Source organism: Pseudoxanthomonas sp. G3 (assembly GCF_057654715.1).
In genome coordinates, this window is the sequence record NZ_CM172805.1 from 2,647,583 (window position 1) to 2,671,705 (window position 24,123).

The 24,123-nt window shown below is 69.3% G+C and carries 24 protein-coding genes and 1 tRNA gene; 9 read left to right on the top strand and 16 right to left on the bottom strand.

All coding sequences use genetic code 11. From position 1 onward, the window contains the following. Positions 1–10: 10 nt before the first annotated feature. The 6 genes from AC23D6_RS12525 to AC23D6_RS12550 form a co-directional block, all read right to left on the bottom strand. Positions 11–946: a TraB/GumN family protein gene (locus AC23D6_RS12525; RefSeq protein WP_487749582.1), complete on the bottom strand. Its 936-nt coding sequence runs from the start codon at positions 944–946 to the stop codon at positions 11–13. Between the two features lie 11 nt (positions 947–957). Continuing rightward, positions 958–1,890, bottom strand: coding sequence for a DUF1684 domain-containing protein (locus tag AC23D6_RS12530; protein ID WP_487749583.1), 933 nt, complete (start codon positions 1,888–1,890; stop codon positions 958–960). A gap of 7 nt (positions 1,891–1,897) precedes the next feature. Next, positions 1,898–3,694, bottom strand: a complete 1,797-nt coding sequence (gene mutL, locus AC23D6_RS12535; RefSeq protein WP_487749584.1) for a DNA mismatch repair endonuclease MutL — start codon at positions 3,692–3,694, stop codon at positions 1,898–1,900. A gap of 65 nt (positions 3,695–3,759) precedes the next feature. Beyond that, positions 3,760–5,313, bottom strand: a complete 1,554-nt coding sequence (locus tag AC23D6_RS12540; RefSeq protein ID WP_487749585.1) for an N-acetylmuramoyl-L-alanine amidase — start codon at positions 5,311–5,313, stop codon at positions 3,760–3,762. A gap of 75 nt (positions 5,314–5,388) precedes the next feature. After that, on the bottom strand, positions 5,389–5,871 hold the full coding sequence (gene tsaE / locus AC23D6_RS12545; protein ID WP_487749586.1) for a tRNA (adenosine(37)-N6)-threonylcarbamoyltransferase complex ATPase subunit type 1 TsaE: 483 nt from the start codon (positions 5,869–5,871) through the stop codon (positions 5,389–5,391). Between the two features lie 42 nt (positions 5,872–5,913). Then, complete coding sequence (locus AC23D6_RS12550; protein WP_487749587.1) at positions 5,914–7,386, bottom strand: NAD(P)H-hydrate dehydratase; 1,473 nt, start codon at positions 7,384–7,386, stop codon at positions 5,914–5,916. A 67-nt stretch (positions 7,387–7,453) separates the two neighbouring features. Between AC23D6_RS12550 and queG the strand changes: the two genes are divergently transcribed. After that, positions 7,454–8,533: a tRNA epoxyqueuosine(34) reductase QueG gene (queG, locus tag AC23D6_RS12555; protein ID WP_487749588.1), complete on the top strand. Its 1,080-nt coding sequence runs from the start codon at positions 7,454–7,456 to the stop codon at positions 8,531–8,533. A 16-nt stretch (positions 8,534–8,549) separates the two neighbouring features. Here queG and pgi read toward each other — a convergent pair whose 3' ends face one another. From pgi to pcnB, 6 genes are all read right to left on the bottom strand, one after another. Continuing rightward, the gene (pgi, locus tag AC23D6_RS12560; protein ID WP_487749589.1) at positions 8,550–10,061 is read right to left on the bottom strand and encodes a glucose-6-phosphate isomerase; all 1,512 of its coding nucleotides are present in this window, start codon (positions 10,059–10,061) and stop codon (positions 8,550–8,552) included. 1 nt (position 10,062) lies between these two features. Further along, on the bottom strand, positions 10,063–10,443 hold the full coding sequence (gene panD / locus AC23D6_RS12565) for an aspartate 1-decarboxylase (protein ID WP_093299685.1): 381 nt from the start codon (positions 10,441–10,443) through the stop codon (positions 10,063–10,065). A gap of 90 nt (positions 10,444–10,533) precedes the next feature. Continuing rightward, the gene (gene panC / locus AC23D6_RS12570) at positions 10,534–11,376 is read right to left on the bottom strand and encodes a pantoate--beta-alanine ligase (RefSeq protein WP_487749590.1); all 843 of its coding nucleotides are present in this window, start codon (positions 11,374–11,376) and stop codon (positions 10,534–10,536) included. 36 nt (positions 11,377–11,412) lie between these two features. Continuing rightward, positions 11,413–12,225 carry a 3-methyl-2-oxobutanoate hydroxymethyltransferase gene (gene panB, locus AC23D6_RS12575; protein ID WP_487749591.1) on the bottom strand — a complete coding sequence of 271 codons (813 nt, stop codon included), beginning with the start codon at positions 12,223–12,225 and terminating at the stop codon, positions 11,413–11,415. Positions 12,226–12,242: 17 nt separating this feature from the next. Beyond that, positions 12,243–12,734: a 2-amino-4-hydroxy-6-hydroxymethyldihydropteridine diphosphokinase gene (gene folK / locus AC23D6_RS12580; RefSeq protein ID WP_487749592.1), complete on the bottom strand. Its 492-nt coding sequence runs from the start codon at positions 12,732–12,734 to the stop codon at positions 12,243–12,245. Then, the gene (pcnB, locus tag AC23D6_RS12585; protein ID WP_487752633.1) at positions 12,731–14,077 is read right to left on the bottom strand and encodes a polynucleotide adenylyltransferase PcnB; all 1,347 of its coding nucleotides are present in this window, start codon (positions 14,075–14,077) and stop codon (positions 12,731–12,733) included. The genes folK and pcnB overlap by 4 nt, the downstream gene beginning before the upstream one ends. Before the next feature lie 84 nt (positions 14,078–14,161). Between pcnB and AC23D6_RS12590 the strand changes: the two genes are divergently transcribed. The 3 genes from AC23D6_RS12590 to AC23D6_RS12600 all read left to right on the top strand — a co-directional run bounded on the left by AC23D6_RS12590 (position 14,162) and on the right by AC23D6_RS12600 (position 16,428). Beyond that, a tRNA-Glu gene (locus tag AC23D6_RS12590) sits at positions 14,162–14,236 on the top strand. A 186-nt stretch (positions 14,237–14,422) separates the two neighbouring features. After that, the gene (locus tag AC23D6_RS12595; protein ID WP_487752634.1) at positions 14,423–15,055 is read left to right on the top strand and encodes a response regulator; all 633 of its coding nucleotides are present in this window, start codon (positions 14,423–14,425) and stop codon (positions 15,053–15,055) included. After that, a complete protein-coding gene (locus tag AC23D6_RS12600; protein ID WP_487749593.1) occupies positions 15,052–16,428 on the top strand; it encodes an ATP-binding protein in 1,377 nt (458 codons plus the stop codon). Before AC23D6_RS12595 ends, AC23D6_RS12600 begins: the two co-directional genes overlap by 4 nt. Positions 16,429–16,432: 4 nt before the next feature. Here the strand turns inward: AC23D6_RS12600 and AC23D6_RS12605 are convergent, their stop codons facing one another. The 4 genes from AC23D6_RS12605 to AC23D6_RS12620 form a co-directional block, all read right to left on the bottom strand. After that, a complete protein-coding gene (locus AC23D6_RS12605; RefSeq protein WP_487749594.1) occupies positions 16,433–17,548 on the bottom strand; it encodes an MBL fold metallo-hydrolase in 1,116 nt (371 codons plus the stop codon). Next, complete coding sequence (locus AC23D6_RS12610) at positions 17,541–18,095, bottom strand: N-acetyltransferase family protein (protein WP_487749595.1); 555 nt, start codon at positions 18,093–18,095, stop codon at positions 17,541–17,543. The genes AC23D6_RS12605 and AC23D6_RS12610 overlap by 8 nt, the downstream gene beginning before the upstream one ends. Before the next feature lie 32 nt (positions 18,096–18,127). Beyond that, a complete protein-coding gene (locus tag AC23D6_RS12615) occupies positions 18,128–18,934 on the bottom strand; it encodes a MipA/OmpV family protein (protein WP_487749596.1) in 807 nt (268 codons plus the stop codon). Between the two features lie 79 nt (positions 18,935–19,013). Beyond that, positions 19,014–19,631, bottom strand: coding sequence for a response regulator (locus tag AC23D6_RS12620; protein ID WP_487749597.1), 618 nt, complete (start codon positions 19,629–19,631; stop codon positions 19,014–19,016). Between the two features lie 237 nt (positions 19,632–19,868). Here AC23D6_RS12620 and AC23D6_RS12625 point away from each other — a divergent pair, with 237 nt between their 5' ends. The 5 genes from AC23D6_RS12625 (at position 19,869) to AC23D6_RS12645 (ending at position 24,118) form a co-directional block, all read left to right on the top strand. Then, positions 19,869–20,315 carry a helix-turn-helix transcriptional regulator gene (locus AC23D6_RS12625; RefSeq protein ID WP_487749598.1) on the top strand — a complete coding sequence of 149 codons (447 nt, stop codon included), beginning with the start codon at positions 19,869–19,871 and terminating at the stop codon, positions 20,313–20,315. A 53-nt stretch (positions 20,316–20,368) separates the two neighbouring features. Beyond that, positions 20,369–20,968 carry an NAD(P)H:quinone oxidoreductase gene (gene wrbA, locus AC23D6_RS12630; protein ID WP_487749599.1) on the top strand — a complete coding sequence of 200 codons (600 nt, stop codon included), beginning with the start codon at positions 20,369–20,371 and terminating at the stop codon, positions 20,966–20,968. Between the two features lie 92 nt (positions 20,969–21,060). After that, positions 21,061–21,717: a hydrolase gene (locus AC23D6_RS12635; RefSeq protein WP_487749600.1), complete on the top strand. Its 657-nt coding sequence runs from the start codon at positions 21,061–21,063 to the stop codon at positions 21,715–21,717. A gap of 12 nt (positions 21,718–21,729) precedes the next feature. After that, on the top strand, positions 21,730–22,179 hold the full coding sequence (locus AC23D6_RS12640; protein WP_487749601.1) for a DoxX family protein: 450 nt from the start codon (positions 21,730–21,732) through the stop codon (positions 22,177–22,179). Between the two features lie 82 nt (positions 22,180–22,261). After that, the gene (locus AC23D6_RS12645; RefSeq protein WP_487752635.1) at positions 22,262–24,118 is read left to right on the top strand and encodes an amidohydrolase; all 1,857 of its coding nucleotides are present in this window, start codon (positions 22,262–22,264) and stop codon (positions 24,116–24,118) included. The last annotated feature ends 5 nt before the right edge of the window (positions 24,119–24,123 follow it).

The window sequence follows — 24,123 nt, forward strand, 5'->3', positions numbered from 1 at the left end:
CGCGTGGAGGTCAGCGCGTGCCGGTCGCGCAAGCGGAGCAAATGCGCTCCACCTTGTAGCCGCGCTTGCGCAGCTTCTCGACCACGCCGTCCTCGCCCAACAGATGCAGGGCACCGACCACCACCAGCGTATCGTCGTCGCCGGGCTGGGTGAGGATCCGCTGGATCTTCGGCACCCACGCATCGTTGCGATCCACGTTGATGCGCTGGTACAGGCGAGGGTATTGGCGCTTCATGTCCGCCGCCATGCCGGTCCACAGGCCTTCGGCATCGCCACGCCGCCAGGCTTGGTGCAGGCGCTCGGTCTCCACCGATCCCTTGTCCGCCTGGTCCAGCGACTCGACGATGAACTGGCGCTGCTCCGCGACCTCCATGCCGTCGAGCACGCCGATCTGTTCCTGCGCGATCTCCAGGCCTGCCGTAGGCTTGCCCGCGGCCCTGGCCTTGTCCATGAAGTGGTTGTCCAATCCCAGCTTCGGATCCAGCCCTTGCTTGGTCATCTCGACGATGCTGATGGTCAGGCCGACGAACCACGGCTCGAAGTTGTTGAACGCCACCATCGGCATGGCGTTCTTGCCAGCCCAGGTTTCGAGCCGCTTCCACGTCGCCGCGTCCAGATCCTGCTGCAGCGTCTTGCCGTCGGTGCGCAGCGCCGCCTGCAGCATCAGCTGCTGCACGACGGTGGACTGCATTTCTTCAGGCGCCAGTTCGAACATCAGCCGTTCCGCATCCGCGAACGCGGTCTCGACGTCGGCCGACAAAGGGTAGTCGCTCTGCCGCAGCAGGTGGAACGACCCCAGCAGGTAGACCGTATTGTCCTTGTCCGACACCTTCCACAGCAGCGGCACCGGCGCGGCGGGCGCCTTGGCGGTGTCGGCCGCCAGCACGGAAGCACTGGCGAGCAGGCCCGCCACGACGAGGGATTTCAGCGGCATGCGCAACGGCATCGATTCCTTCCTCAGAGCACTTTGATCGGTTTGGCGTACGCCTTCTCGCCCGCTTCGACGAGCAGGTCCAGGCGGTTCTCGGCCGGCGGCAGCGGACACGTGGCGTACGGCGTGAACGCGCACGGCGGGTTATAGGCGCGGTTGAAGTCCAGCATCACCTTGCCGTCACGCGGCGGCTCAGCATCGAGGAAACGGCCCGCCGGATAGCTCCCATGGCCGCTGGTGCGGTCGGCGAGCACGAAGAACAGCGGACCATCCGGCGCACCCAGCGCTTCGAGCCGGAACGTCTTGCCGTCGCGTTCGAATTCCACCGCACCCGGATTGGGCGACTCGTTGGCCACGCCGATCACGTCGACGATGGTGAGCGTCTTGCCCGGAGGATGCGGGATATAACGGCCTTCGACGCGCCAACTCTCCAGCGCGGGCCAGTAGTCCAGGCCAACGAACTGGGTGCGCGATTCGGCATCGGCGTATTTGACGCGCAGGGCATGGCGGCCGCCGCGTTCGATCACCGACAACGCGCCCTTGCCGTCGTCGAAGCCGATGACGCCCGGCGCGGCATCACGGTCGCTCTGCAGCTCCACCCGGCCCTTCAGCGGTTCGCCGTTGAGCGTGAGATCGACGCCGCGCTCGGGCGTGAAGAAGATGCGGCCGTCCTGCTGCGTCACCATGCCCATCTTGGGCGGGCCCACCACCAGCTTGATGCCGCTGGCCGCGCTACTGCCAATGAAGTGCGATTTCAGCTCGATCCAGTGCAGGCCCACCAGGCTGGTCCAGCCATCCGGGGCCAGCAGTTCTTCCGTTCGCTTCACGCGCCAGGCCGCGTTGTCGGCGAGGAAGCGCGCATCGACGACCTTGCCGGCAGCACCGGCCTTCTCGTCCGCATCGCCACACCCCACCAGCAGCCCCAGCAGCATGGCCATCCCCAGCCATCCTGTCTTCATCCCCATATCAACGTCCTCGCAGGAACCAGCGGTCGATCTCGTTCAAGGAAAAGCGCGCCCAAGTCGGGCGGCCGTGGTTGCATTGCCCGGAGCGCTCGGTGATTTCCATCTCGCGCAGCAGGGCATTCATCTCGGGCAACGTCAGGCGACGGTTGGCGCGCACCGCGCCATGGCAGGCCATCGTCGACAGCAGCTCGTCGCGCGCCGCGGCCACGCGACGGCTCTCGCCGTGCTCGCGCAGGTCGGCCAGCACATCGCGCAGTAGGGCCTCGGGGTCGGCGTTCGACAACAGCGCCGGGATACTGCGCACGCTGAGCGATTGCGGCCCCGCACGGGTGATGTCGAAGCCCAGCGCGGCGAGCGTGTCGGCTTCGCGTTCGGCGACCTCCGCCTCGCGCTCGGCGACGGCCAGCACGCGCGGCACCAGCAACGGTTGCGCGCGCAGGCCGATGCCGTCGTGTGCCTGCTTCAGTTTTTCGTAACCGATGCGTTCGTGCGCGGCATGCATGTCGACGACGATCAGGCCGTCGGCGTTCTCGGCCAGGATGTAGATGCCATGCAACTGGGCGATGGCGAAACCCAATGGCGGCACGCCCTCCGGATCGTTCGCCGGCATCATCGGCAGCGAGGGCGCGGGATATCCCGCGGCCATGGCACCGGGCGCGGGCGCGTACAGCGCCGCGTAGGCAGCCGGTGCTTCCGCCACCGAGAGTCCCAGCGGCGATTGCTGCGTCGGCATCCACGCGGACGGGATCGGCATGGCGGCAGGCGGCCCGAACGGCGATGCCGCGATCTCGTGCGGCACGGTGCCGGCACGCGTTTCCGCCAGCGCGTCATGCAGCGTGCGATAGACGAAATCGTGGACCAGCCGCGTGTCGCGGAAGCGGACTTCGTGCTTGGCCGGGTGCACGTTCACGTCGACGCGCGTGGGATCGAGTTCCAGAAACAGCACGTACGCAGGCTGCCGGCCGTGGAAGAGCACGTCCTGGTAGGCCATCTTCACCGCATGCGCGATGTTGCGGTCGCGCACCGAGCGGCCATTGACGTAGACGTACTGCTGGTCGGCACTGGCGCGCGAATAGCTGGGCTGCGCGATCCAGCCATGCAGACGCAGGCCGGCCGCGGCATGATCCACGCGCAGCGCGCTGCGGGCGAACTCCTCGCCCAGCGTTTCGTCCAGGCGCGCGAGGGATTCCCGTTCATCCGGCTTGTAGCGCCGCGACGGCCTGCCGTTGTGGGAGACGCGCAACTCGATGTCGGGCCGCGCCAGCGCCAGCGAACGCAGCCATTCCTCGATGTGGCCCATCTCCGTGCGCTCTGCGCGCAGGAACTTGCGCCGCGCGGGCACGTTGTAGAAGAGTTCGCGGACTTCCACCGTGGTGCCGACCGCATGCGGCTTGGGCAATACCTCGCCAAGCTTGCCGCCGTCCACCTGCAGCGACGCGCCGTGCGCATCCTGCGGCCGGCGCGAGGTCAACGAAAAACGGCTGACCGACGCGATCGACGGCAATGCTTCGCCGCGAAAGCCCAGCGTCGCCACCGCTTCGAGGTCATCCAGCGAGGAGATCTTGCTGGTGGCATGGCGCGACACCGCCAGCGGCAGTTCTTCCGGCGCGATGCCACCGCCGTCGTCGCGGATGCGGATCAGACGGACGCCGCCCTCTTCCAGGTCGATGTCCACGCGCCGCGCTCCGGCATCCAGCGCGTTTTCCACAAGCTCCTTGACGACGGACGCGGGGCGTTCGACGACTTCGCCGGCGGCGATCTGGTTGATCAGGGTATCGGGGAGCTGGCGGATCGGCACGTGCTGGCGGCGCGGGCGCGCCGTCTCGGGGGTTCAGCCGTGATGATAGCCGAGCGAACCCGGAATCAGGGCGCGCCGGCGGCCCCGCCCGCCGCAACCGTGCGCGCCTCGGCCTCGGCCTGCGCGCGGGCGGCGAACAGCGTGCCCGGCGGCGGCTGGCGCGTGAAATAGGACTGGATGCCATCCAGCACCGCCCCCGCTACGCGGCGTTGGTGCGCAGCATCGAACAGGCGCTTCTCTTCGTCCGGGTTCGAAATGAAGCCCGTCTCCACCAGCATGGCCGGCATGTCGGAGTTGCGCAGCACTTCGAAGTTGGCGAATTCGATCTGCGGCTTGTGGGTCTTGCCCAGGCCCTTCAGCGAGCTCAGCACGTGCCCGGCCGCGTCCTGCGAGGCCTTCATGTGGCCGCTCTGCGCCAGGTCCAGCAGGACGTTGGACAATGTGTCCTTGGTCAGCCGCACGCCACCGACCAGGTCGGAGGCGTTTTCCTTGTCGGCCAGCCAACGCGCGTGCTGCGAGGACGCGCCGCGCAGGGACAGCACGTACACCGACGAACCCCAGGCACTGCGGTTTTCCGCGGCATCGGCGTGAATCGAGACGAACATGTCCGCCTTCGCCGCACGCGCCTTGCGGGCACGCTGCGGCCGCTCGACGTAGACGTCGGTGTCGCGGACCAGATAGGCCTTCATGCCCGGCGTGGCATTGATCTGGCGCGCCAGTTCCTTGGAGATGGCCAGCACCGCATGCTTCTCGTAACGGCCGCTCGGGCCGATCGCGCCGGGATCCTGGCCGCCGTGGCCGGGATCGATGGCGATCACCAGCGGGCGCATGCCGGCGGTGACGACGGGCGATGCCTTGGGCGCCGCGACGGCGTCCGACGCGGCGCTCGCCGCAACCGAGCCCGGCATCGGCGTCGGCTGGCCGGTGGCGATGGTGTAGGTCTGCGGGGGGCTACCGGCGTCGGCCGGCACACCGGTGGACGTCGACTGCCCATTGAGGATGGCCTGGGGCGAAGGCGGTGCGCTGGCCGTGGTCGACGGCGGCGTCGCCGCAGGCGCCTGGCCTGCCTGCGCGACCTGCGCCGTCAGCAACGCGGTCGCGCGCGCCGCCTCGGCTTGCGTCTGCGCTGCCGAGGTCGTGGCCGGCGGGGGCGGCGCCGCGTTGGGGATTACGGGCGTGCTCGCCACTGCTTGCGTCGAAACGGCGGGGGCGGCGCCATCACCGGGCCATTCGATCACCAGGCGCGAGGACTCCCCGGCCTGTTCCATGCGCGGATTGAGCGCGGCCACGGGCGAAGCGAGGTCGAAGACGATGCGCAGCGTGTTCGGATCGGGCTGGCCGGTCCGCACCGCGCGCACGATGCCGGCAGGCGCCGGGAGGCGCAGACCCGCACGCGCCTTCGACGCCGGCAGGTCGACGACGAGGCGATCCGGGCCTTTCAGGCTGAGGGTCTTGTACTGCCCGGCGCCGGCCAGCTGGATCTCGGCACGGGTGCCGGTGGCGCCCTGCGCAATGCTCACGCCGGTGACTTCGCCGGCCCACAGCGACACCGGCATCACGGCCAGCAGGCCCGCAAGGGCGGCACGCAGCGTGACGGTAGTGGGCATCCCCGGACTCATGCCGCGGATTCAAGCACCATCAGGTCACGAATGCAAGGTGTTTTCCCTTAATAATCCGCAACCTGGACGATGTTCCTAACCAGCCTGGGCAACTGATGCCTGCAACTGGCCTTCCGTCGAAACCCGGGCCAGCCAGCGCTCGCCCTCCGGGGAGGCGGCTTCGCAGACGGCCGCGCGCCCGCTGTCCTCGACCTGCAGCGAGACCACCAGATCGGCCGGCGGCAGCGAGGCGCCCCCGCGTTCCGGCCATTCCACCAGCCACAGCACCGCGGCCCCCTCGTCCAGGCCGAGGAATTCGAGTTCGCCCGCATCGCCGATGCGGTAGAGGTCCAAGTGCCAGGCCTCGCCATCGCCCACCGGATACCGCTCGACCAGCGTGTAGGTCGGGCTGCGGATCGCACCGGCCACGCCGAGCGCACGCAGCAGCGCACGCGCCAGCGTCGACTTGCCCGCGCCGAGATCGCCACGCAGATGGACGACCGCGGTCGCCGGACGCGTACGCGCGAGGGCCTGGCCCAGGGCTTCGGTGGCGTCGCTATCGGCGAGGAAAAGTTGCATGCGGCGATTCTAAGCGCTGACGTCGCGCCGCGCTGCCGTGGATCAGGGATTGGCGAGGCGACGCAGATGCGGCATCAGGTCCGACGGCAGCAAACCGCGCTGCCCATCCCACGCGGCCGCATCGCCGGCCAACGCATGCAGCAGCGCACCGGTGCTGGCGGCATCGAACGCCGACAGGCCCTGCGCGCGCAACGCGGCGATCACGCCAGTGAGCACATCGCCCATGCCGCCCACGGCCATGCCGGGATTGCCGGCATCGAGCACGCGCAGCGTGCTATCGGGTGCCGCGATGATCGTGCCCGCCCCTTTCAGCACCACCACGCACGCATAGCGCTGCGCGATGGCACGCGCGGCGTTGAAGCGGTCGGCCTGGATCTCGGCGGTCATGCAATCGAGCAAGCGCGCCGCTTCACCGGGATGCGGCGTAAGCACCGCATCGTCGAGCGGCTGCGGTGTGGAAGCCAGCAGGTTCAAGGCATCGGCATCGACGACCAGCGGACGTCCACTGCGCCACGCCTGCTGCAGCAAGGCGTGCCCCCAGTCGCCCTGGCCCAAGCCCGGTCCGATCGCGATGACACCGGCACGCGCGAGCATCGGCGCCAGGTCTTCGGACGATTCGACGCCGCGTACCATCGCTTCCGGAAGACGCGCGAGGATCGCGCCGGCATGCAGCGCTCGCGTCGCCACGCTCACCAGGCCAGCCCCCGAGCGCAGCGCGGCTTCCGCGCACAGCGCGATCGCACCGCCGCTGCCGTCGCCGCCGCCGATGCACAGCACGTGGCCGGACTCGCCCTTGTGCGTATTGCGACGACGCGGCAGCAACCAGCGCGCCAACGCATCCTGGTCGAGCAGCGACGCGTGCGACCGTACGCCGTCGAACGCGTCGGCGGATACGTCGAGATCGTCCAGCGACAGTGCGCCGGTGTACTCGAGCGCGTCGCCGGTATACAGGCCTGCATGGCGGGCGATGAACTGCAGCGTGCGCGTTGCCACCACGGCCACGCCCGGCACGCCACCACGGTCGGCATCGACGCCGCTGGGGACGTCCAGCGAAAACACCGGCACGGCCTGGGCGTTGATGGCATCGATCAGCGCGTGCGAGCCGGCCTCCGGTGCGCGCGAGAAGCCGATCCCGAACAATGCGTCCACCACTAAGTCGGCCGCCGGCAGCGCGCCGTCGAACAGGTTCACGCGCCCACCTGCGGCCACGTAGTCGGTGCAGGCGCGCTGGGCGACGGGATTGGCTGGTATATGTTCGCGCAGGTGCACCACTTCGACCGGACGCCCGGCGCGGTGCGCATGCCTGGCCACCACGTAACCATCGCCGCCATTGCTGCCGGGGCCGCACACCACGACGATGCGTTGTGCATCGGGCCAGTGCATCAACACGTGTTGCCACGACACCTGCCCGGCCCGTTGCATCAGCGTGTAGGCGTCGCCGCCCAGCAGGCGTGTGGCATTCGCATCCAGCGCCCGCGCGGCCGGGGTTGAATACAGGGGAACGGTGCCTGACATGCGCGGATTCTAGGTCCGGCGCCGGTTGCGCGGAAGTGAACGCCGCCGACCCACCTATACTTTCCGCATGCCCGCCCCCGGATTGCCCTCGCCATTCCCCTCGCCCGCTGCGCTCGCCGACCGCGTGCGCGTGTTGGCCCGCGAGTTCGGTTTCCAGCGCTGCGGCATCACCGGCATCGAGCTGGGCGAAGACGAACAGCACCTGCGCGACTGGCTGGCGCAGGGCCTGTACGGTTCGATGGACTGGATGGCGCACCACGGCGACAAGCGTTCGCGCCCGCAGGAACTGATCCCGGGCACGCTGCGGGTGATCTCGGTAGGCCTGGACTACGGGCGTAACGACAGCGACGACGCCTGGGACACCCTTGCCGATGGCCGCCGCGCCTATGTGGCGCGGTATGCGCTGGGGCGCGACTACCACAAGCTGATGCGCAACCGGCTGCAGAAACTGGCCGAACGCTTGCAGCAGGAAGTCGGCGCGTTCGGGCACCGCGTGTTCGTCGATTCGGCGCCGGTGCTGGAGCGCGCGCTTGCGCGCAACGCGGGCCTGGGCTGGATCGGCAAGCACACCTGCCTGATCGACCGCGACGGCGGCTCCTGGTTCTTCCTCGGCGAGATCTATGTCGACCTGCCGCTCCCCGTCGACACGCCGGCGACAGCGCACTGCGGCACATGCACGCGCTGCATCGACGTCTGCCCGACGCAGGCGATCACCGCGCCCTACCGGTTGGACGCGCGTCGCTGCATCGCCTACCTGACGATCGAGCACGAAGGTGCGATCCCGGAAGACCTGAGGCCTGCGATCGGCAACCGCATCTTCGGCTGCGACGACTGCCAGCTGGTCTGCCCCTGGAACAAGTTCGCCCAGCGCACCGACGAGCCGGATTTCCGCGCGCGCAACGATCTGGACGTCGCGACGCTGCCTCAGCTGTTCGCGTGGGACGAAGAGGAATTCCTGCGCCGCACCGAAGGCTCGGCTATCCGTCGCAGCGGCCACGAACGCTGGTTGCGCAACATCGCCGTCGCCCTGGGCAACGCACCCACGACGCCCGACGTGCTCGCCGCACTGGCGAGCCGCCAGGACGATCCGTCAGCCGTGGTGCGCGAGCACGTGGCGTGGGCGCTGGAGCGTCACGCGCCGCGATAGGCGCGGCGCGCCCGCCTCAACCGCGCGCGGCGATCTCGGCAAGCAGCGCGCGCGTCACCGGGTCCTTCGCCTCGGTTTCGCCCTTCAGCGCCGGGAGCAGGCCGTTCGCCAACTGCTTGCCGAGCTCCACGCCGAACTGGTCGAAGGCGTTGATGCCCCACAAGACTGACTGCGCGTAGACGCTGTGCTCGTACATCGCGATCAGGCCGCCGAGCGATTCGGGGGTCAGCGCGTCCAGCAGGATCATCGTGCTGGGACGTCCGCCCGCATAGCTGCGGTGCGGATCGTCGCTGGCCTGGCCGTTCGCCAGCGCCTCGCTCTGCGCGAGCAGGTTGGACATCAATGCCAGATGGTTCTCGCCGTAGGGATCGTCGTTGCGCACGGTACCCACGAAATCCAGCGGCACGATCTGCGTGCCCTGGTGCAGCGCCTGGAAGAAGCTGTGCTGCACATCGGTGCCCGCACCGCCCCACCACACCGGCACCGTGTCGACGCCGACGGGGCTGCCGTCCAGCGTCACCGACTTGCCCAGGCTCTCCATGACCAGTTGCTGCAGGTAGGCCGGCAACAGGGCCAGGCGCTGGTCGTAGGTCATCACGCCCTGTGCGGCGTGGCCGAGCACGTTGCGGTTCCATACCGCAGTAAGCGCATGGCGCACGGCGATGTTGTCGGCGAGCGGCGTGCCGATGACATGGGCATCGAACGCCGAGGCGCCGGCCAGCAGGCGTTCGAAGCGATCGAATCCGATCGCCAGCGCGATCGGCAAGCCCACGGCCGACCACAGCGAGTAACGGCCGCCGACCCAGTCCCACATCGGCAGCACGCGTGCGGGCGCGATGTCGAACGCTGCCGCGGCGCGTTCGGGATTCACGCTGACGGCGTAAAGCCGTTCGCTGCCGCCGAGCCAGTCGCGCAGGATGCCGCCGTTGAGCAGCGTCTCCTGGGTGCCGAAGGTCTTGGAAATCAGGATCGCCGCGGTGCGCGCGGGGTCCAGCGGCGCCAGCGTGCGTTGTGCGGCCGCACCGTCGACGTTGGACAGGAAGTGCACGCGGAAACGCCCGGGCAGCGGATCGCGAAGCGCGTCGGCCACCAGCCGCGGCCCGAGGTCTGAACCGCCGATGCCGACGCTGACGATGTCGGTCACGCCGCTAGCTTCCAGCTGCGCGATTAGCGCCGCCATGCGTTGGCGAACCTCCAGCGCACTGGCATGGGCCTCGCGCGCGATGGCCGCATCGGAATGCTGGCCGCGCAGCGCGGTGTGGAGTGCCGCGCGCCCTTCGGTGACGTTGACCTGCTCGCCATCGAACAGGCGGCGGAACGCGCCTCCAAGGTCGGCGGCTTGCGCCCGCGCGAGCAAGGCCTGCACGGCCTGCGCGTCGTACGACTGGCGGGCGAAGTTGAAGTACAGCGGGCCGCTACGCAGTGTGTTCGCGGCGACGCGGTCGGGCTCGCGCGCCAGCAACTCACCCAGGGAGGAACCACGCAGGCGCGTGGCGTGGGAGTGCAGTGCGTCGAAACCGTTGCTCATGTCAGGCCGCCTGCTTGGGGATGCTGCGGTTGGTGTGGGTGATGCGGTTCTGGCCGTCCACGTACACCAGGGTCGGCTGGAACTGGTCGGCTTCCTGCTCACTCATCGACGCGAACGCCGCGATGATGATCAGGTCGCCCACTTGTACGTGGCGCGCGGCGCCGCCGTTGAGCGACACGATGCCGCTGCCCTCGTCGGCGCGGATCGCATATGTCGAAAAGCGCGCGCCATTGGTGACGTCCCAGATGTGGACCTGCTCAAACTCGCGGATGCCGGTGGCGTCCAGCAGCAGGCCGTCGATGGCGATGGAGCCTTCGTAGTTCAGCTCCGAATGGGTGACGGTCGCGCGGTGGATCTTGGTCTTGAGCAGGCTGAGGTGCATGGGGACGGGATCAGGATCGGGGACGCGAAGTTTAGCCCCTCGCGCCCGGTGCGGCGTGCACGCCCGTGCAACATCGCATCGCCGCCGCGGTCAGAATTCCAGGTTGTCGATCAGCCGCGTACGGCCGAGCTTGGCCGCGATCAGGGCGACCCGCGGACCCTGCTCGCCGTCCACCGGCTCGCTCAGGTCGGGGCGACGGACCACGGTGTAGTCCACGGCGTAGCCGACCTCGGCAAGGCGCTGCGCCGCGTCGGCCTCCACCTGCGCGCGCGACCGCCCCGCCAGCAGGCCTTCACGCATGCCGATGAGCACCTTGCGGATCTCGGCGGCGCGCGGACGCTCGTCCGCGGACAGGTACTGGTTGCGCGAGCTCATGGCCAGGCCATCGGGCTCGCGCACGATGCTGCCGGCGAGGATCTGGACGGGGAACGCCAGGTCGGTGACCAACTGCCGGATCACCGCCAGCTGCTGGTAGTCCTTCTTGCCGAACGCCGCCACGTCGGGCTGCACCTGGTTGAACAGGCGACCCACCACCGTGCACACGCCATCGAAGTGGCCCGGGCGGTGCGCGCCTTCCAGCACGCTGCTGACGCCGGGCACATGGACCTTGGCGGCCAGCTCGACACCGAACGGATACATCGACTCCACCGTCGGCAACCACAGGACATCGCAGCCGGCGCCTTCGAGCCCACTCATGTCCGCTTCTGGCGTGCGCGGGTAGCGGGTGAAGTCTTCGTTGGGCCCGAACTGGGTCGGATTGACGAACACACTGGACACCACGCGGTCCGCGTATTGCCGCGCCAGCATCACCAGCGAGTAGTGCCCGGCATGCAGGTTGCCCATCGTGGGGACGAAACCGACCCGCAGGCCCTGCTGCTTCCACGCCCTGACGCGTGCGCGCAACGCGTCAAGTTCGGTAATGGTCTCGATCATCGGGGCCCCTGTGGCGTATCGGTGCGCGCGGCGCGGTCAGTAGGAATGGGCGTCGTCGGGGAACGCCCCGCTGCGCACCGCGTCGGCATAGGCGCGCACGGCGCCCGCCACCGAACCGCCTTCGGCCAGGAAATCCTTGACGAATTTCGGCCGGCGATGGCCCGTGTCCAGGCCCAGGAAATCGTGCAGGACCAACACCTGCCCGTCGCAGCCGGGGCCGGCGCCGATGCCGATGGTGGGAATGGCGAGATCTGCGGTGATCGCGGCGGCCAGCGGCGACGGCACGCATTCCAGCACCAGCAGCTGAGCACCGGCGTCGGCCACGGCATGCGCATCCGCGCGCAGCTTCGCGGCCGCCGCATCGCCCCGGCCCTGCACCTTGTAGCCACCGAAGGCGAGGACCGACTGCGGGGTCAGGCCGAGATGGCCGCAGACCGGGATGTCGCGCTCCACCAGGAACCGAATGACGTCGAGCTTGTGGCCCGCGCCCTCCAGCTTGACCATTTCCGCGCCGGCCTGCAGCAGGACGATGGCGGCATCGAGCGCGCGCTCCGGCGTGGCATCGGACTGGAACGGCAGGTCGGCAACCAGCAGCGCGCGATCAAGGCCCCGGGCGACGGCGCGGGTGTGGTACGCGATGTCGTCCACCGTCACCGGCAGCGTCGAGTCGTGCCCCTGCACCACCATGCCCAGCGAATCGCCGATCAGCACGAGGTCCACCCCGTTACGGTCCAGCACGCGGGCGAAACTGTTGTCGTAGGCGGTCAGCATCACCAGCTTGCGCCCCTCGCGCTTGGCGTCAGCGAGTGCGGGGACGGTCCAGGGCTTGCTGTCGGCATGCGTGCTCATAGCCCCGCATTATCCACTCATAACGGAAGGATGTTGGACATTTCGAGCGCGGACACAGCATCCCGCGCATCGCCGTAACCGGGGATGCGGGCCTGCGGCAGGACCTCGAGCAACGGCACGAGCGCGAAGGCGCGTTCATGCAAGCGAGGATGCGGCACATGCAGGCCCGGTTCGTCCACCACGGCATCGCCGTACAGCAGCAGATCCAGGTCCAGCGTGCGCGGACCCCAGCGCTCGCCCTCGGCACGCTGCCGCCCGAATGCCGACTCGACGGCAAGCAACTGCGCCAGCAGGGCCCGCGGGGCGAGTGTCGTCTCCACCAAGGCGACCGCGTTGATGAAATCGGGCTGGTCTTCGCGGCCCCATGCGGGCGTGCGGTACAGGCGCGACGTGCGCAGCACGTCGATGCCTTCGCAGGCGGCCAGCGCATCGAAGGCACACCGCAACGTATCGGCGGCGTCCCCGAGGTTGGCCCCCAGGCCGATGCAGGCCCGGACGTGCGAGGTCATTCGGCCTGGGACACCGCACTGCGGCGGCGGCGGCGACGGCGGCGCTTGGACGGCGGTGCGTCGTCGCCCTGCAGGTCATCGGTGGGCGTACCGACGCCGAGCGCGGCGGACAGTTCGTCGCCCGACTGGGTCTGTGCTTCGCGCCAGAATGCGACATCCTCGGCGTGCTCCGGCGACGCCTCCAGGCGCAGCACGAGGAAATCGAATGCCGCGCGGAACCGCGGATGCGACAACAGGCGCACGACGCGCTTGCGCTGGCGGTTGCCGAAGCGCGTCTGCAGCAGCCAGATCTCCTGCATCGGCAGCGAGAAGCGGCGCGGCAGCGCGATCGTGTTCAACTGGTGCAGGGTCACGCGGTCTGCCGCGCGGCGCTGCGCTTCTTCCGCGTGCACACCGGAGGCCTGCAGGCCCATCAGCGCCCGGCAGTAAGCCGGCCACAGCAGCAGGGCGAACAGGAACGCCGGCGACACCGGCTCCTCGTTGGCCACGCGCTGGTCGGTACCCGCCAGGCCGGCGACCAGCATGCGGCGCAGCGCGCCGCTGCGGTTGGAGGCCAGCGCCGCCGCCGTCTCCGGCAGCAGTACCTTCAACAGGCCGAAGCGCTCCAGTCCCTCGAAACTGGCCACCGCGTGGCCGGACAGGAACAGCTTCAGGATTTCTTCGAACAGCCGCGCGGGCGCGGCTTCGGCCAGCAACGGCGCCAGCGGCGCGATCGGCGCCGCGGTGTCGGCCTCGATCTCGAAACCCAGCTTGGCCGCCAGGCGAACCGCGCGCAGCATGCGCACCGGGTCTTCGCGATAGCGCTGCTCGGGGTCGCCGATCAGCTTCAGGCGCCGGGCCATCGTGTCTTCGAAACCGCCGACGTAATCGCGCACCGAGAAATCGTCGATGGCGTAGTACAGCGCGTTCGCGGTGAAGTCGCGACGGACCGCGTCGTCCTCCACCGTGCCGTACACGTTGTCGCGCACCAGCCGGCCGTTGTCCATCTCGCGGTCGCCGCTGCCGTCGTCGACATTGGCGCGGAAGGTGGCGACCTCGATGATCTCGCGCCCGAACACCACATGGGCGAGGCGGAAACGGCGACCGATCAGGCGGCAGTTGCGGAACTGCTGACGCACCTGTTCCGGCGTGGCGTCGGTGGCCACATCAAAATCCTTGGGGTGCCCGCCGACCAGCAGATCGCGTACCGCGCCTCCCACCAAGTAGGCCTGGAAGCCGGCATCCCGCAGGCGGTAGAGCACGCGCAGCGCGTTCGGGCTGATGTCCTTGCGCGAGATGGTGTGCTGGTCGCGCGGGATGATTCGCAGAGCGGTGGGCGGCGTAATAGCGGCGGTTCCATGCAGAAGGGGTCACGCGGCGGCCCGGATGGATTGCCCTGGGCGATGCCGCCGCCTATACTAATCCGCTACGCCGGTTTCACCAAAAACGCTCCCTTCGTCTAGTGGTTAGGACGTGGCCCTCTCAAGGCTAAAACAGGGGTTCGAGTCCCCTAGGGAGCGCCATCCGGCCAAGATCGCGGGTTGAGAACCGCGGCAGGTATACGACCAAGGCCCCGCTCCGGCGGGGTTTTGCGTTTCTGGCGCTGGCGGGCCGCATTAAAGACGGTTTAATCGCTTCGTCCTAGCATGGGGGCCCGCCGTCCCCGAGGAATCCCCGTGCAGCGCCTGCTCCTGGTCGAAGACGATCGCATGCTCGGCGACGCGCTCGCTGCCGCGCTCGCGCAGGACGGCTGGTCCATCGACCGCGCCGAAGATGCCGCCGCCGCGCGCCTGGCGCTGGTGGACCACGGCTATACCGCCGTCCTGCTCGACCTCGGCCTGCCCCGCGGGTCCGGCCTGGATGTCCTGGCCTCCCTGCGCCAGCGCTACGACACCACGCCCGTGCTGATCATCACCGCGCGCGACCAGCTGAGCGACCGTGTGCGCGGCCTGGACGCCGGCGCGGACGACTACATCGTGAAACCCTTCGAAGCCGGCGAGCTCGGGGCGCGCCTGCGCGCCGTGGTCCGCCGCACGCAGGGGCGCGTCGCCCCGGTGCTGCGCCATGGCGACATCGTGCTGGACCCCGCCGACCGCTCGGTGCGGCAGGGCGACCGGCCCGTGCGGCTCGGCGTGCACGAGTACCGCACCCTGCTCGCGCTGATGGAACGCCCGGGCCGGGTGATCGCGCGCGAGACGCTGGAGTCGCTCGTCTACGGCGGCGACGGCGCGATCGAGAGCAACACGATCGCCGTGTACATCCACCAGCTGCGGAAGAAGCTGGGCGATGGCGTGATCGCCACCGTGCACGGCTTCGGTTACCGCCTGGGAGACGCCGAATGAGCCACTCGCTCAAGTCGAAACTGCTGCTGGCGGTGATGACGCCCCTTGCCGTCGGCTGGGGCTGCTGGCTGGGGGGGCAGCACTTCCAGATGACGCGCCAGCAGAAGGGGCATGACGATCTCTTCCTGCAGGAAGTCAGCGAGCAGATCCTGCTCTCGATGCCGGCCAACCTCAGCGCCCTCGGCGATGGCCCGCGCCTGCAGTTGCCGACGCGGCCGAGCGTGGGGAAGCTCAAGCTCAAGACCCTGCGCTACCAGGTCTGGATCCTCGGCCGCGACAAGCCGGTGGTGCTTTCGGAAGACGCACCGTCCGAGCCGCTGAAGGCCGACTTCCGTCCTGGCTTCGTGGTAACGGACGTCGCCGGAGAACCGTGGCGCGTCTATGCGGTCACCGACGCCGGCGGACGCATCCAGGTGCAGGCGGGCATGTCGCTGTCGTCGATGCGCGCCGAGCTCGCCCACTGGGTCAAGATCAGCGTGTGGAGCGGCCTGGCCATCCTCATCATTCTGGCGATGTCGGTCGGCCTGGCCATCCACTGGAGCCTGCGCCCGATGAACCGCCTCCGCCGCGAGATGGCGCAGCGCGAAGCGCACGATCTGGCCCCCCTCCCCTCGGCCGGCCTGCCGCGCGAGATCCGGCCACTGGTGGTCTCGTTCAACCTCCTGCTGGAACGCCTGTCTGAGGCCATGCGGGGCGAACGCCAGTTCCTGGCGGACGCCGCGCACGAACTGCGCACGCCGCTGGCCGCGTTGCTGACCCAGACGCAGGTGGCGTTGCGCGCCGACTCGCACGCCGATGCGCGCGCGGCCCTGGAACCGCTCGCGCAGGGCATCCAGCGCACCTCGCGGCTGGCCCAGCAGTTGCTGGACTCCGCGCGCGTCGATGCGTCGCCGCTGCGCGAAGAGCGCCCCACCGTGCAGCTTCCCGACGTGGTGACGATGGTCGCGCGCGAATTCGAATCGATGGCGGCGCGGCGGGGGCAGACGATCGGCGTGCATGCGGAACCTGCCAGCGTGCGCGGCGATCTCGACGATCTCGGCATCCTGGCCCGCAATCTGATCGACAACGCGGTGCGCTATTGCGGCGAGCACGGCCGCATCGAGATCGCCTGCGGCACCGAGGACGAGGGCCGCACCGCGTGGCTGGCCGTGCGCGACAACGGGCCGGGCGTGGCGCCCGACGAGCGCGAGCGCGTATTCGAACGCTTCTTCCGCGGCAGCCATGGCAACGGCGAGCGCGGCAGCGGGATCGGCCTGTCGCTGGTGCAACGCATCGCGCAGGCGCACGAAGCGACGATCGAGGCGGGCGACGGCATCGCAGGCCGCGGCTTCGGCTGCCGGGTGCGCTTCACGGCCGCACCCGACACGCCCTGACGGACTACTCGTTGCGCCACCAGGGCTGCGTGCCGTCCGGCTGGTGTATCGCCAAGGGTGCGCCGATGACCGGCGTGGCGATGTCGATGCCGGCGTCCTGCGACAGCGCGTACAGCGTTTCCATCGGTTCGCTCCAGCCATGGAAGGCCAGATCGAACGTGCTGTTGTGCACCGGCACCAGCCAGCGACCGCGCAGGTCGCGATGCGCCTGCAGCGTCTGTGCCGGCAGCATGTGCACGTCCTGCCAGCGGCGGTCGTAGGCGCCGCATTCCAGCAGGGTCAGGTCGAACGGCCCGAAGCGGTCGCCGATGGTGCGGAAGCCATCGAAGTAGCCGGTATCGCCGCTGAAGAACACCTTGGTGTCGCCGGCCTGGATCACCCACGACGCCCACAGCGTCTTGTTGCGGTCGAACAGCGTGCGACCGGAGAAGTGCTGCGACGGCGTCGCGGTGAACTGCACGCCCTCCACGTCCGAGTGTTCCCACCAGTCGAGCTGTCGGATCCGCTCGCGCGGCACGCCCCAGCGCGCGAGGCGGTCGCCCACGCCCAATGGCGTCAGGAAGACATCCGTCTTGGCCGCGAGGGCAACAACAGTTTCGCGATCCAGGTGATCGTAGTGATCGTGCGACAGCACCACGGCGGACAGCTGCGGCAGGTCCTCCAGGGACAGCGGCGGCGCATGGAAGCGCTTGGGACCTGCCCACTGCACCGGCGACGCGCGCTCGGCGAACACCGGATCGGTCAACCAGAAGCGTCCTTGCAGCTTGAGCAGCACGGTGGAGTGGCCCAGACGGTACACCGTACCGTCCGGCGCCTGCGCCAGCTGTTCGGCGGACAGCGGCTGCACCGGGATCGCCTGCGCGGGCACCGTACCCTTGGGTTTGCCGCCGACCAGGAAATCCCACCAGAGCTTGCTGGTCTCGCGCCAGCCCAGCGGTCGCGGCTTGCGCTCGTTCTGGAAGCCGTCTTCGCCGTACTGCGGCGAATGCGGATATGCGAGCGTGCTGCAGCCCGATGCGCCGGCATACGCGGCGGCCGACGCCGACACGCAGACGGCGGCAGCCACGCGCCGCCAGCGACGACGCGGTGGTCGGGCCTTCGTAGAAATCGAATCACTCATCGCGCAGGCTCCGCCCCGACGTCGGGAACACGTACTGGATCATGGTGGCGGCCGCGGCCTGTCCAGGCAGTGCCAGCGCGCCCTCCTGCGCCAGCGGCACCTGCCAGCGCAGGTCGATGCAACCCAGCTCGTCGGCCATCGCGCGCGCCGCATCAAACAGGGCCGACGCCGCGCCCGAGGGACGCGCGTCCGCCGACACGAACAGCGACTCCAGGTTGAAGTAGTACGCACGCTCGATCATCGAAAAACCGACCGTGCCGAACGCATACCCCTGCGGGACGCCATCGCGCTCGGCGATCCACGCCCACGCGCGCAATGGCGCTTCGAAGAGGGCTTCCATCAGTTCGAGCACGCGCCCGCCGGTACTGCGCTGGGCAGTGGCGCCGGCCGGCAGCTCGGCCATGTGGCGGTCGCAGACCTGCATCAGCGCGGCCGCGCGGGTGCGGGTAACGCGATGCACGCGGAGCTGCGGCGCCGCGGCGATGGCACGGATCGCGAGGGGACCGGGGGCGGCGTCGCGGCGCCGAAGCGAGACGGTCAATGACATGGGGTTCTCCTCATCCAGGATGTGGGCGTCGACTAGAAGCCGCGCGACACGCCGATGAACAACGATGCCGCCTGGTCCTTGCCTTCCTCGACCAGCGGGCTGTCGCGCAGCGCGTCGGGCAGCGCGCGGTACTCCACGGTACCGAGCAGCGCCCAACGTTTGGCAAACGGATGGACGACGGTGACGCTCGCGCGCGGCGTGGTGACCGCACCGGGACGGTAGGCCACCACGCCCCGGGCGATTTCCTCGTCGAGCGTGCCGTAGTAGTAGTCGGCCATGTCGTCGGAGAGGCGCACGGCACCCACCGACGGAATCACATGGGTGCGGCCCCACGTCATCGGATAGCTGTAGTCCAGCGCCACGGCGTAACCGTCGCTGGTGCCGGTCACATCGCCGCGCACGTCGAGCTCCAGCTTGCCGGCCGTGCCTTTCCAACTGGCCGCCATGCCGATGTCCACGCTGTCGTCGCGGTCTTCCAGCAGGTTGCGGTCGATGCCGCGTCGGGCGAGCTCGGCCACGCCGAAATCGTCGGCATCGATGCCGTCCAGGCGTCCGGCGACGAACGCACGCACCTCGAAGCGGTCGTCCGCGTGGATGCGGTAGCCGAACGCCGCGCCCCGCAGGTAGAAGCGCTCACCGTCGTAGGCAATGTTGGGATAGAGACGCGTGCGCGTGCCTTCGCCGGCGTATTCGCTATCGCGATGGACGACGGCCAGGCCAGCGCTCCAGCGGGAGGACACCTGGTCCTGGGCCTTGGCGTCGGCGCGCTCGACGACCTGCGCCGCGGCGGACAGGGGAAACAGCAACAACAGGGGCGTGCAGGCGCGCAGTGCGCTCATGGGGGCCTCGGAGTGGGGGAACCGGGTATCCGGCCACGCCATGCTCCCGCAGGCTCTTTAAGAACTCCTTAAGCCCGCTTCACAGCTCGATGATGCCCCGGCGGACCGCGATCGTGACCGCGTGCGTGCGGTCGTTGGCATCCAGCTTGGCCAGGATGTTCTTCATGTGCGCCTTCACCGTCTCCTCGGAAATGCCGAGCTGGTGGGCGATGCGCTTGTTGCCGTTGCCGTCGGCCACCTGCCGCAGCACTTCGACCTCACGCGAGGTCAGCGCATCGTCGGACGCGTGCTCGGCGATGCCGGCGGCGATCTCCGGCGGAATGCGGCGGCGGCCGGCGTGCACGCTGCGGATGGTGTCCACCAGTTCACGGCGCAGCATGCTCTTGAGCAGATAGCCCGACGCGCCCGCCTTGAACGCGCGCAGTGCCTGCGCGTCGCCCTGGTAGGTGGTCAGCACCACCACCTTCGCATCGGGAAACTCGCGGTGGATCGCACCGATGGCATCCACGCCGTTCATTTCCGGCATCTGCAGATCCATCAGGGTGACGTCGGGACGGCAGTCGCGGAACACCTGCAGCGCCTCCATGCCATTCGCGGCCTCGCCGACGAGCTGCATGTCGGACTGGCCTTCGATCACCGCCGCGATGCCCTCGCGCAGCAGGGGATGGTCGTCGACGGTGAGGATGCGGATCGGCATGCGGAAGATTCTTGCAGGGAGCCGGGTCGGCGCTGTCGCCTCACGATACGGGCGCTTTCGCAGCACTGGCAACTACGCGACGTACACCGCCTCTCGCCCACCCCCATTCGAGGGACGCGCGGGCTGCCCCGATAGGGGTTCAGCCCCAACGCGGCGCCCCGCACCATGGCGTGGGCCTGCCTTTCGCGCGCCACGCTTTCCGGCAGGCCTTCCCGCCATCGCCTCGAGGACACCGCCGTGGATGCCTCCCCGTCCCTGTTCCTGCACGAGACCGCCGTACACCCGCTCCCTCCGTACGCCGCCACCTGGTCCGACAGCGATCCGCACGCCACGCCCCGCGGCCTCAGTCCGCGCGCACTGGCGCGGGCGCTGGACTACATCGAACGCCACATCGGCGACACCATCACCCTGGCCGACATCGCCAGCGCCGCCTGCATCAGCCGGTTCCACTTCGCGCGCCTGTTCCGCGTCAGCACGGGACGCAGCCCGATGGAGTTCGTGCTGGCCAAGCGCATCGCGCTGGCGAAGGAACAGCTGGCCCGCGGTCCGCAGAAGATCTCGGCCACGGCCGCGTCGCTGGGCTTCTTCGACCAGAGCCACTTCACCCGCACCTTCCGTCGGATGACGGGGTATTCGCCGCGCGAGTTCTGCCACCTGCACGCGCCGGTAACCCGCTCCGCGTAACCCTGCCCGTCCGCCGCACGTGCGGCGCACCCCCTCCCAGCTGGAGTTCCGCGATGGCCAAGGTCCTGATCCTGTACTACTCCGCCTACGGGCATATCGAAACCATGGCGCACGCGGTGGCCGAAGGCGTGCGCGCGGGCGGCGCCAGCGTCGACATCAAGCGCGTCCCGGAGCTGGTGCCGGAAGACGTGGCGAAGAAGTCGCACTACAAGCTGGACCAGCCCGCACCGGTGGCCACCATTGCCGAACTCGCCGACTACGACGCCATCATCGTCGGCGTGGGCACGCGGTTCGGACGGATGGCGTCGCAGATGGCCAATTTCCTGGACCAGGCCGGCGGGCTCTGGGCCAAGGGCGCACTGCACGGCAAGGTCGGTGCAGCGTTCACGTCGACCGCCACCCAGCACGGCGGCCAGGAGACCACGCTGTTCTCCATCATCACCAACCTGCTCCATTTCGGCATGGTCATCGTCGGGCTGGATTACGGTTTCGCCGGGCAGATGAAGCTCGACGAAGTCACCGGCGGCTCGCCCTACGGCACGACCACCATCGCCGGAGGCGACGGTTCGCGGCAGCCCACGCAGAACGAGCTCGACGCCGCCCGCTACCAGGGCCAGCGCGTGGCGGAAACGGCGATCAAGCTCCACGGCTGAGCACCGCCGGACGGCGCGCACGCCGATGCAAGCCGGCGCGCGCGCGGGCGGCGACAGTGGGGCGCCTCCTTTCTCACGCCCTGGAGCCCGACATGCCCACCGCCACCCCCGCCGCCGGCAAGACCCTGCTCACGCCGGCCGACCACACGCTGGTCCTGATCGACCACCAGTCGCAGATGGCCTTCGCCACGCATTCGATCGACGTGGCCACGCTGCGCAACAACGTCGCGCTGGTGGCCAAGGGGGCCGCCGGCTTCGGGGTATCGACGCTGCTGACCACCGTCGCGGAAAAGTCCTTCTCGGGCCCCCTGTTCCCGGAGATCCCCGAGGCGTTCCCGGACGCGACGGTCTACGACCGCACCAGCATGAACTGCTGGGAGGACACGGCGGTCATCGCCGCCGTCAACGCGTTCGGGAAAGGGCGCATCGTGCTCGGCGGGTTGTGGACCAGCGTGTGCATCGTCGGCCCGGCGCTGTCCGCGCTTGACCAGGGCTTCGAGGTCTACGTGATCGCCGACGCCTGCGGCGACGTCACCGCCGAAGCGCACGAGCGCGCCATGCAGCGCATGGTGCAGGCCGGCGTCCGCCCGCTCACCAGCGTTCAGTACCTCCTGGAGCTCCAGCGCGACTGGGCACGCAGCGCGACCTACGACCTCACCACCGGCATCGCCAAGCGGCACGGCGGCGGCTATGGGCTGGGCATCCAGTACGCCAAGACCATGTTCGGCGCCTCCGAAGGCGGCCACTGACGGGCGGCCGCGATGGTCACCCCCGCGGTGCTCCCCGAACACGCGCGCGCGACCTCGTTCGGGCTGTTGCTCCTGCGCCTGGCGGCGGGCGGCTTCCTCCTCCCGCACGGGCTGGGCAAGCTGTTCGGCTGGTTCGGCGGACCTGGGCTCGCCGGATTCGCGGCCGAACTGCAGCAGTTCGACCTGCCGTCCGCCGCTCCGCTGCCACTGGTGCTTGCCGCGTTGCAGACCGCGCTCGGCCTGATGGTCGTCGCCGGCGCGTTCACGCGCATCGCGGCGGTGGGCGCGGCGGCGTTCCTCGCCGTCACCGTCGCCTTGAACCTGTCGCATGGCTGGTTCTGGATGCACGGTGGCATCGAATACCCGATGTTGTGGCTGTTGGCGCACGTGGCGATCGCCCTCACCGGTCCGGGCACGCTGTCCATCGATGCAGCCCGCCGGGGATCCGCGCATGGCCATTGACGACACCCGCCGCCACCTGCTGAAGGGCGTGGCGGCCGCGGCGACGATCGCCGCGCTGCCCGCCCGCTCCGGAGACCACCGCATGGCCGACCTGATCCTGCGCAATGCCCGCATCACCACGCTGGATCCGGCACAGCCTTCCGCCAGCGCGATCGCCTTTGCCGACGGACGCGTGCTGGCGGTGGGCGACGACGCCCACGTGATGGCGCACGCCGGCAACGCTACCCGCGTGATCGATGCGGGCGGGCGCCGGCTGGTGCCGGGACTCAACGACAGCCACACGCACCTGATCCGCGGAGGCCTGAACTACAATCTGGAACTGCGCTGGGATGGCGTGCGCTCGCTCGCCGATGCGATGGCGATGCTGAAAGCGCAAGTGGCGGCCACGCCGGCGCCGCAATGGGTGCGCGTGGTAGGCGGCTTCAGCGAATCGCAGTTCGCCGAAAAGCGCCTGCCGACGCTGGAGGAGTTGAACGCCGCGGCGCCCGACACGCCGGTATTCCTCCTGCACCTGTACGACCGCGCGTTGCTCAACCGCGCCGCGCTGCGCGCCGTGGGGTATACGAAGGACACGCCCAATCCCCCGGGCGGTGAGATCCAGCGCGACAAGGCCGGCCATCCCACCGGCCTGCTGCTGGCCAAGCCGAACGCCTTGATCCTCTACGCCACGCTGGCGATGGGGCCGAAGCTGCCGTCCGAGTACCAGCTGAACTCCACCCGGCATTTCATGCGCGAACTCAACCGGCTGGGCATCACCTCGGTGATCGACGCTGGCGGCGGCTTCCAGAACTATCCGGAGGACTACCGGATCATCGAGCAGTTGCATGCGGACGGACAGCTGACCGTGCGCATCGCCTACAACCTGTTCACCCAGAAGAAGGGCGAGGAACTGGCCGACTTCCAGCGGTGGTCGACGATGGTCAAACCGGGCCAGGGCGACGATCTGCTGCGCCACAATGGCGCCGGAGAAATGCTGGTGTTCTCGGCGGCAGACTTCGAGGATTTCCGCGAGCCGCGCCCTGACCTGCCGGGCACGCTGGGAAACGAACTGCCGGCCGTCGTGCGTTTCCTCGCCGAACAGCGCTGGCCGTTCCGCATCCACGCCACCTACGATGAGAGCATCACCCGCGTGCTCGACGTCTACGAGCAGGTGAACCGCGAAGTGCCGTTCGATGGCCTGCACTGGATCGTCGACCACGCGGAAACCATCTCGCCGCGCAATATCGATCGCGTGCGCGCGCTCGGTGGTGGCATCGCCATCCAGCACCGCATGGCTTACCAGGGCGAGTTCTTCGCCGCGCGCTACGGCAAGGACGCGCTGCGCCATACACCGCCGGTCCGGCGGATGCTGCAGGCCGGCGTGCCCGTGGGCGCCGGCACCGATGCGACCCGCGTGGCCAGCTACAACCCGTGGGTGGCGCTGTACTGGCTGGTCAGCGGGCGCACGCTCGGCGGCCTGCAGATGTATGGCGAGGACAACCGGCTGGAGCGCGAGGAAGCGCTGCAGCTTTGGACGCATGGCAGCGCGTGGTTTTCTACCGAGCAGGACCGGAAGGGTCGCTTGGCGCCGGGTCAGTTCGCCGATTGCGCGCTGTTGTCGGCCGACTACTTCGCCGTCGACGAGGACGACATCCCCGACATCACCAGCGTGCTGACGGTGGTGGGCGGCCGCATCGTGCACGGCACCGGGCCGTTCGCACCGCACGCACCGGCGCTACCGGCGCCGATGCCCGACTGGTCGCCGGTCAATCGCTTCGGCGGCTACCAGGGCGGCACGCTCGCGCAGGCCAGCGCGGCATTGGCGCAGGCGCACGGCCCGGCGTGCCGCGTGCACGCGCACGACCACGCCGGTCATGCCCACGCGGCGCACCGCGCGGTGCCGACGCGCGACCTGCAGGCGTTCTGGGGCACGTTCGGATGTTCGTGCTTCGCGTTCTGATCGTA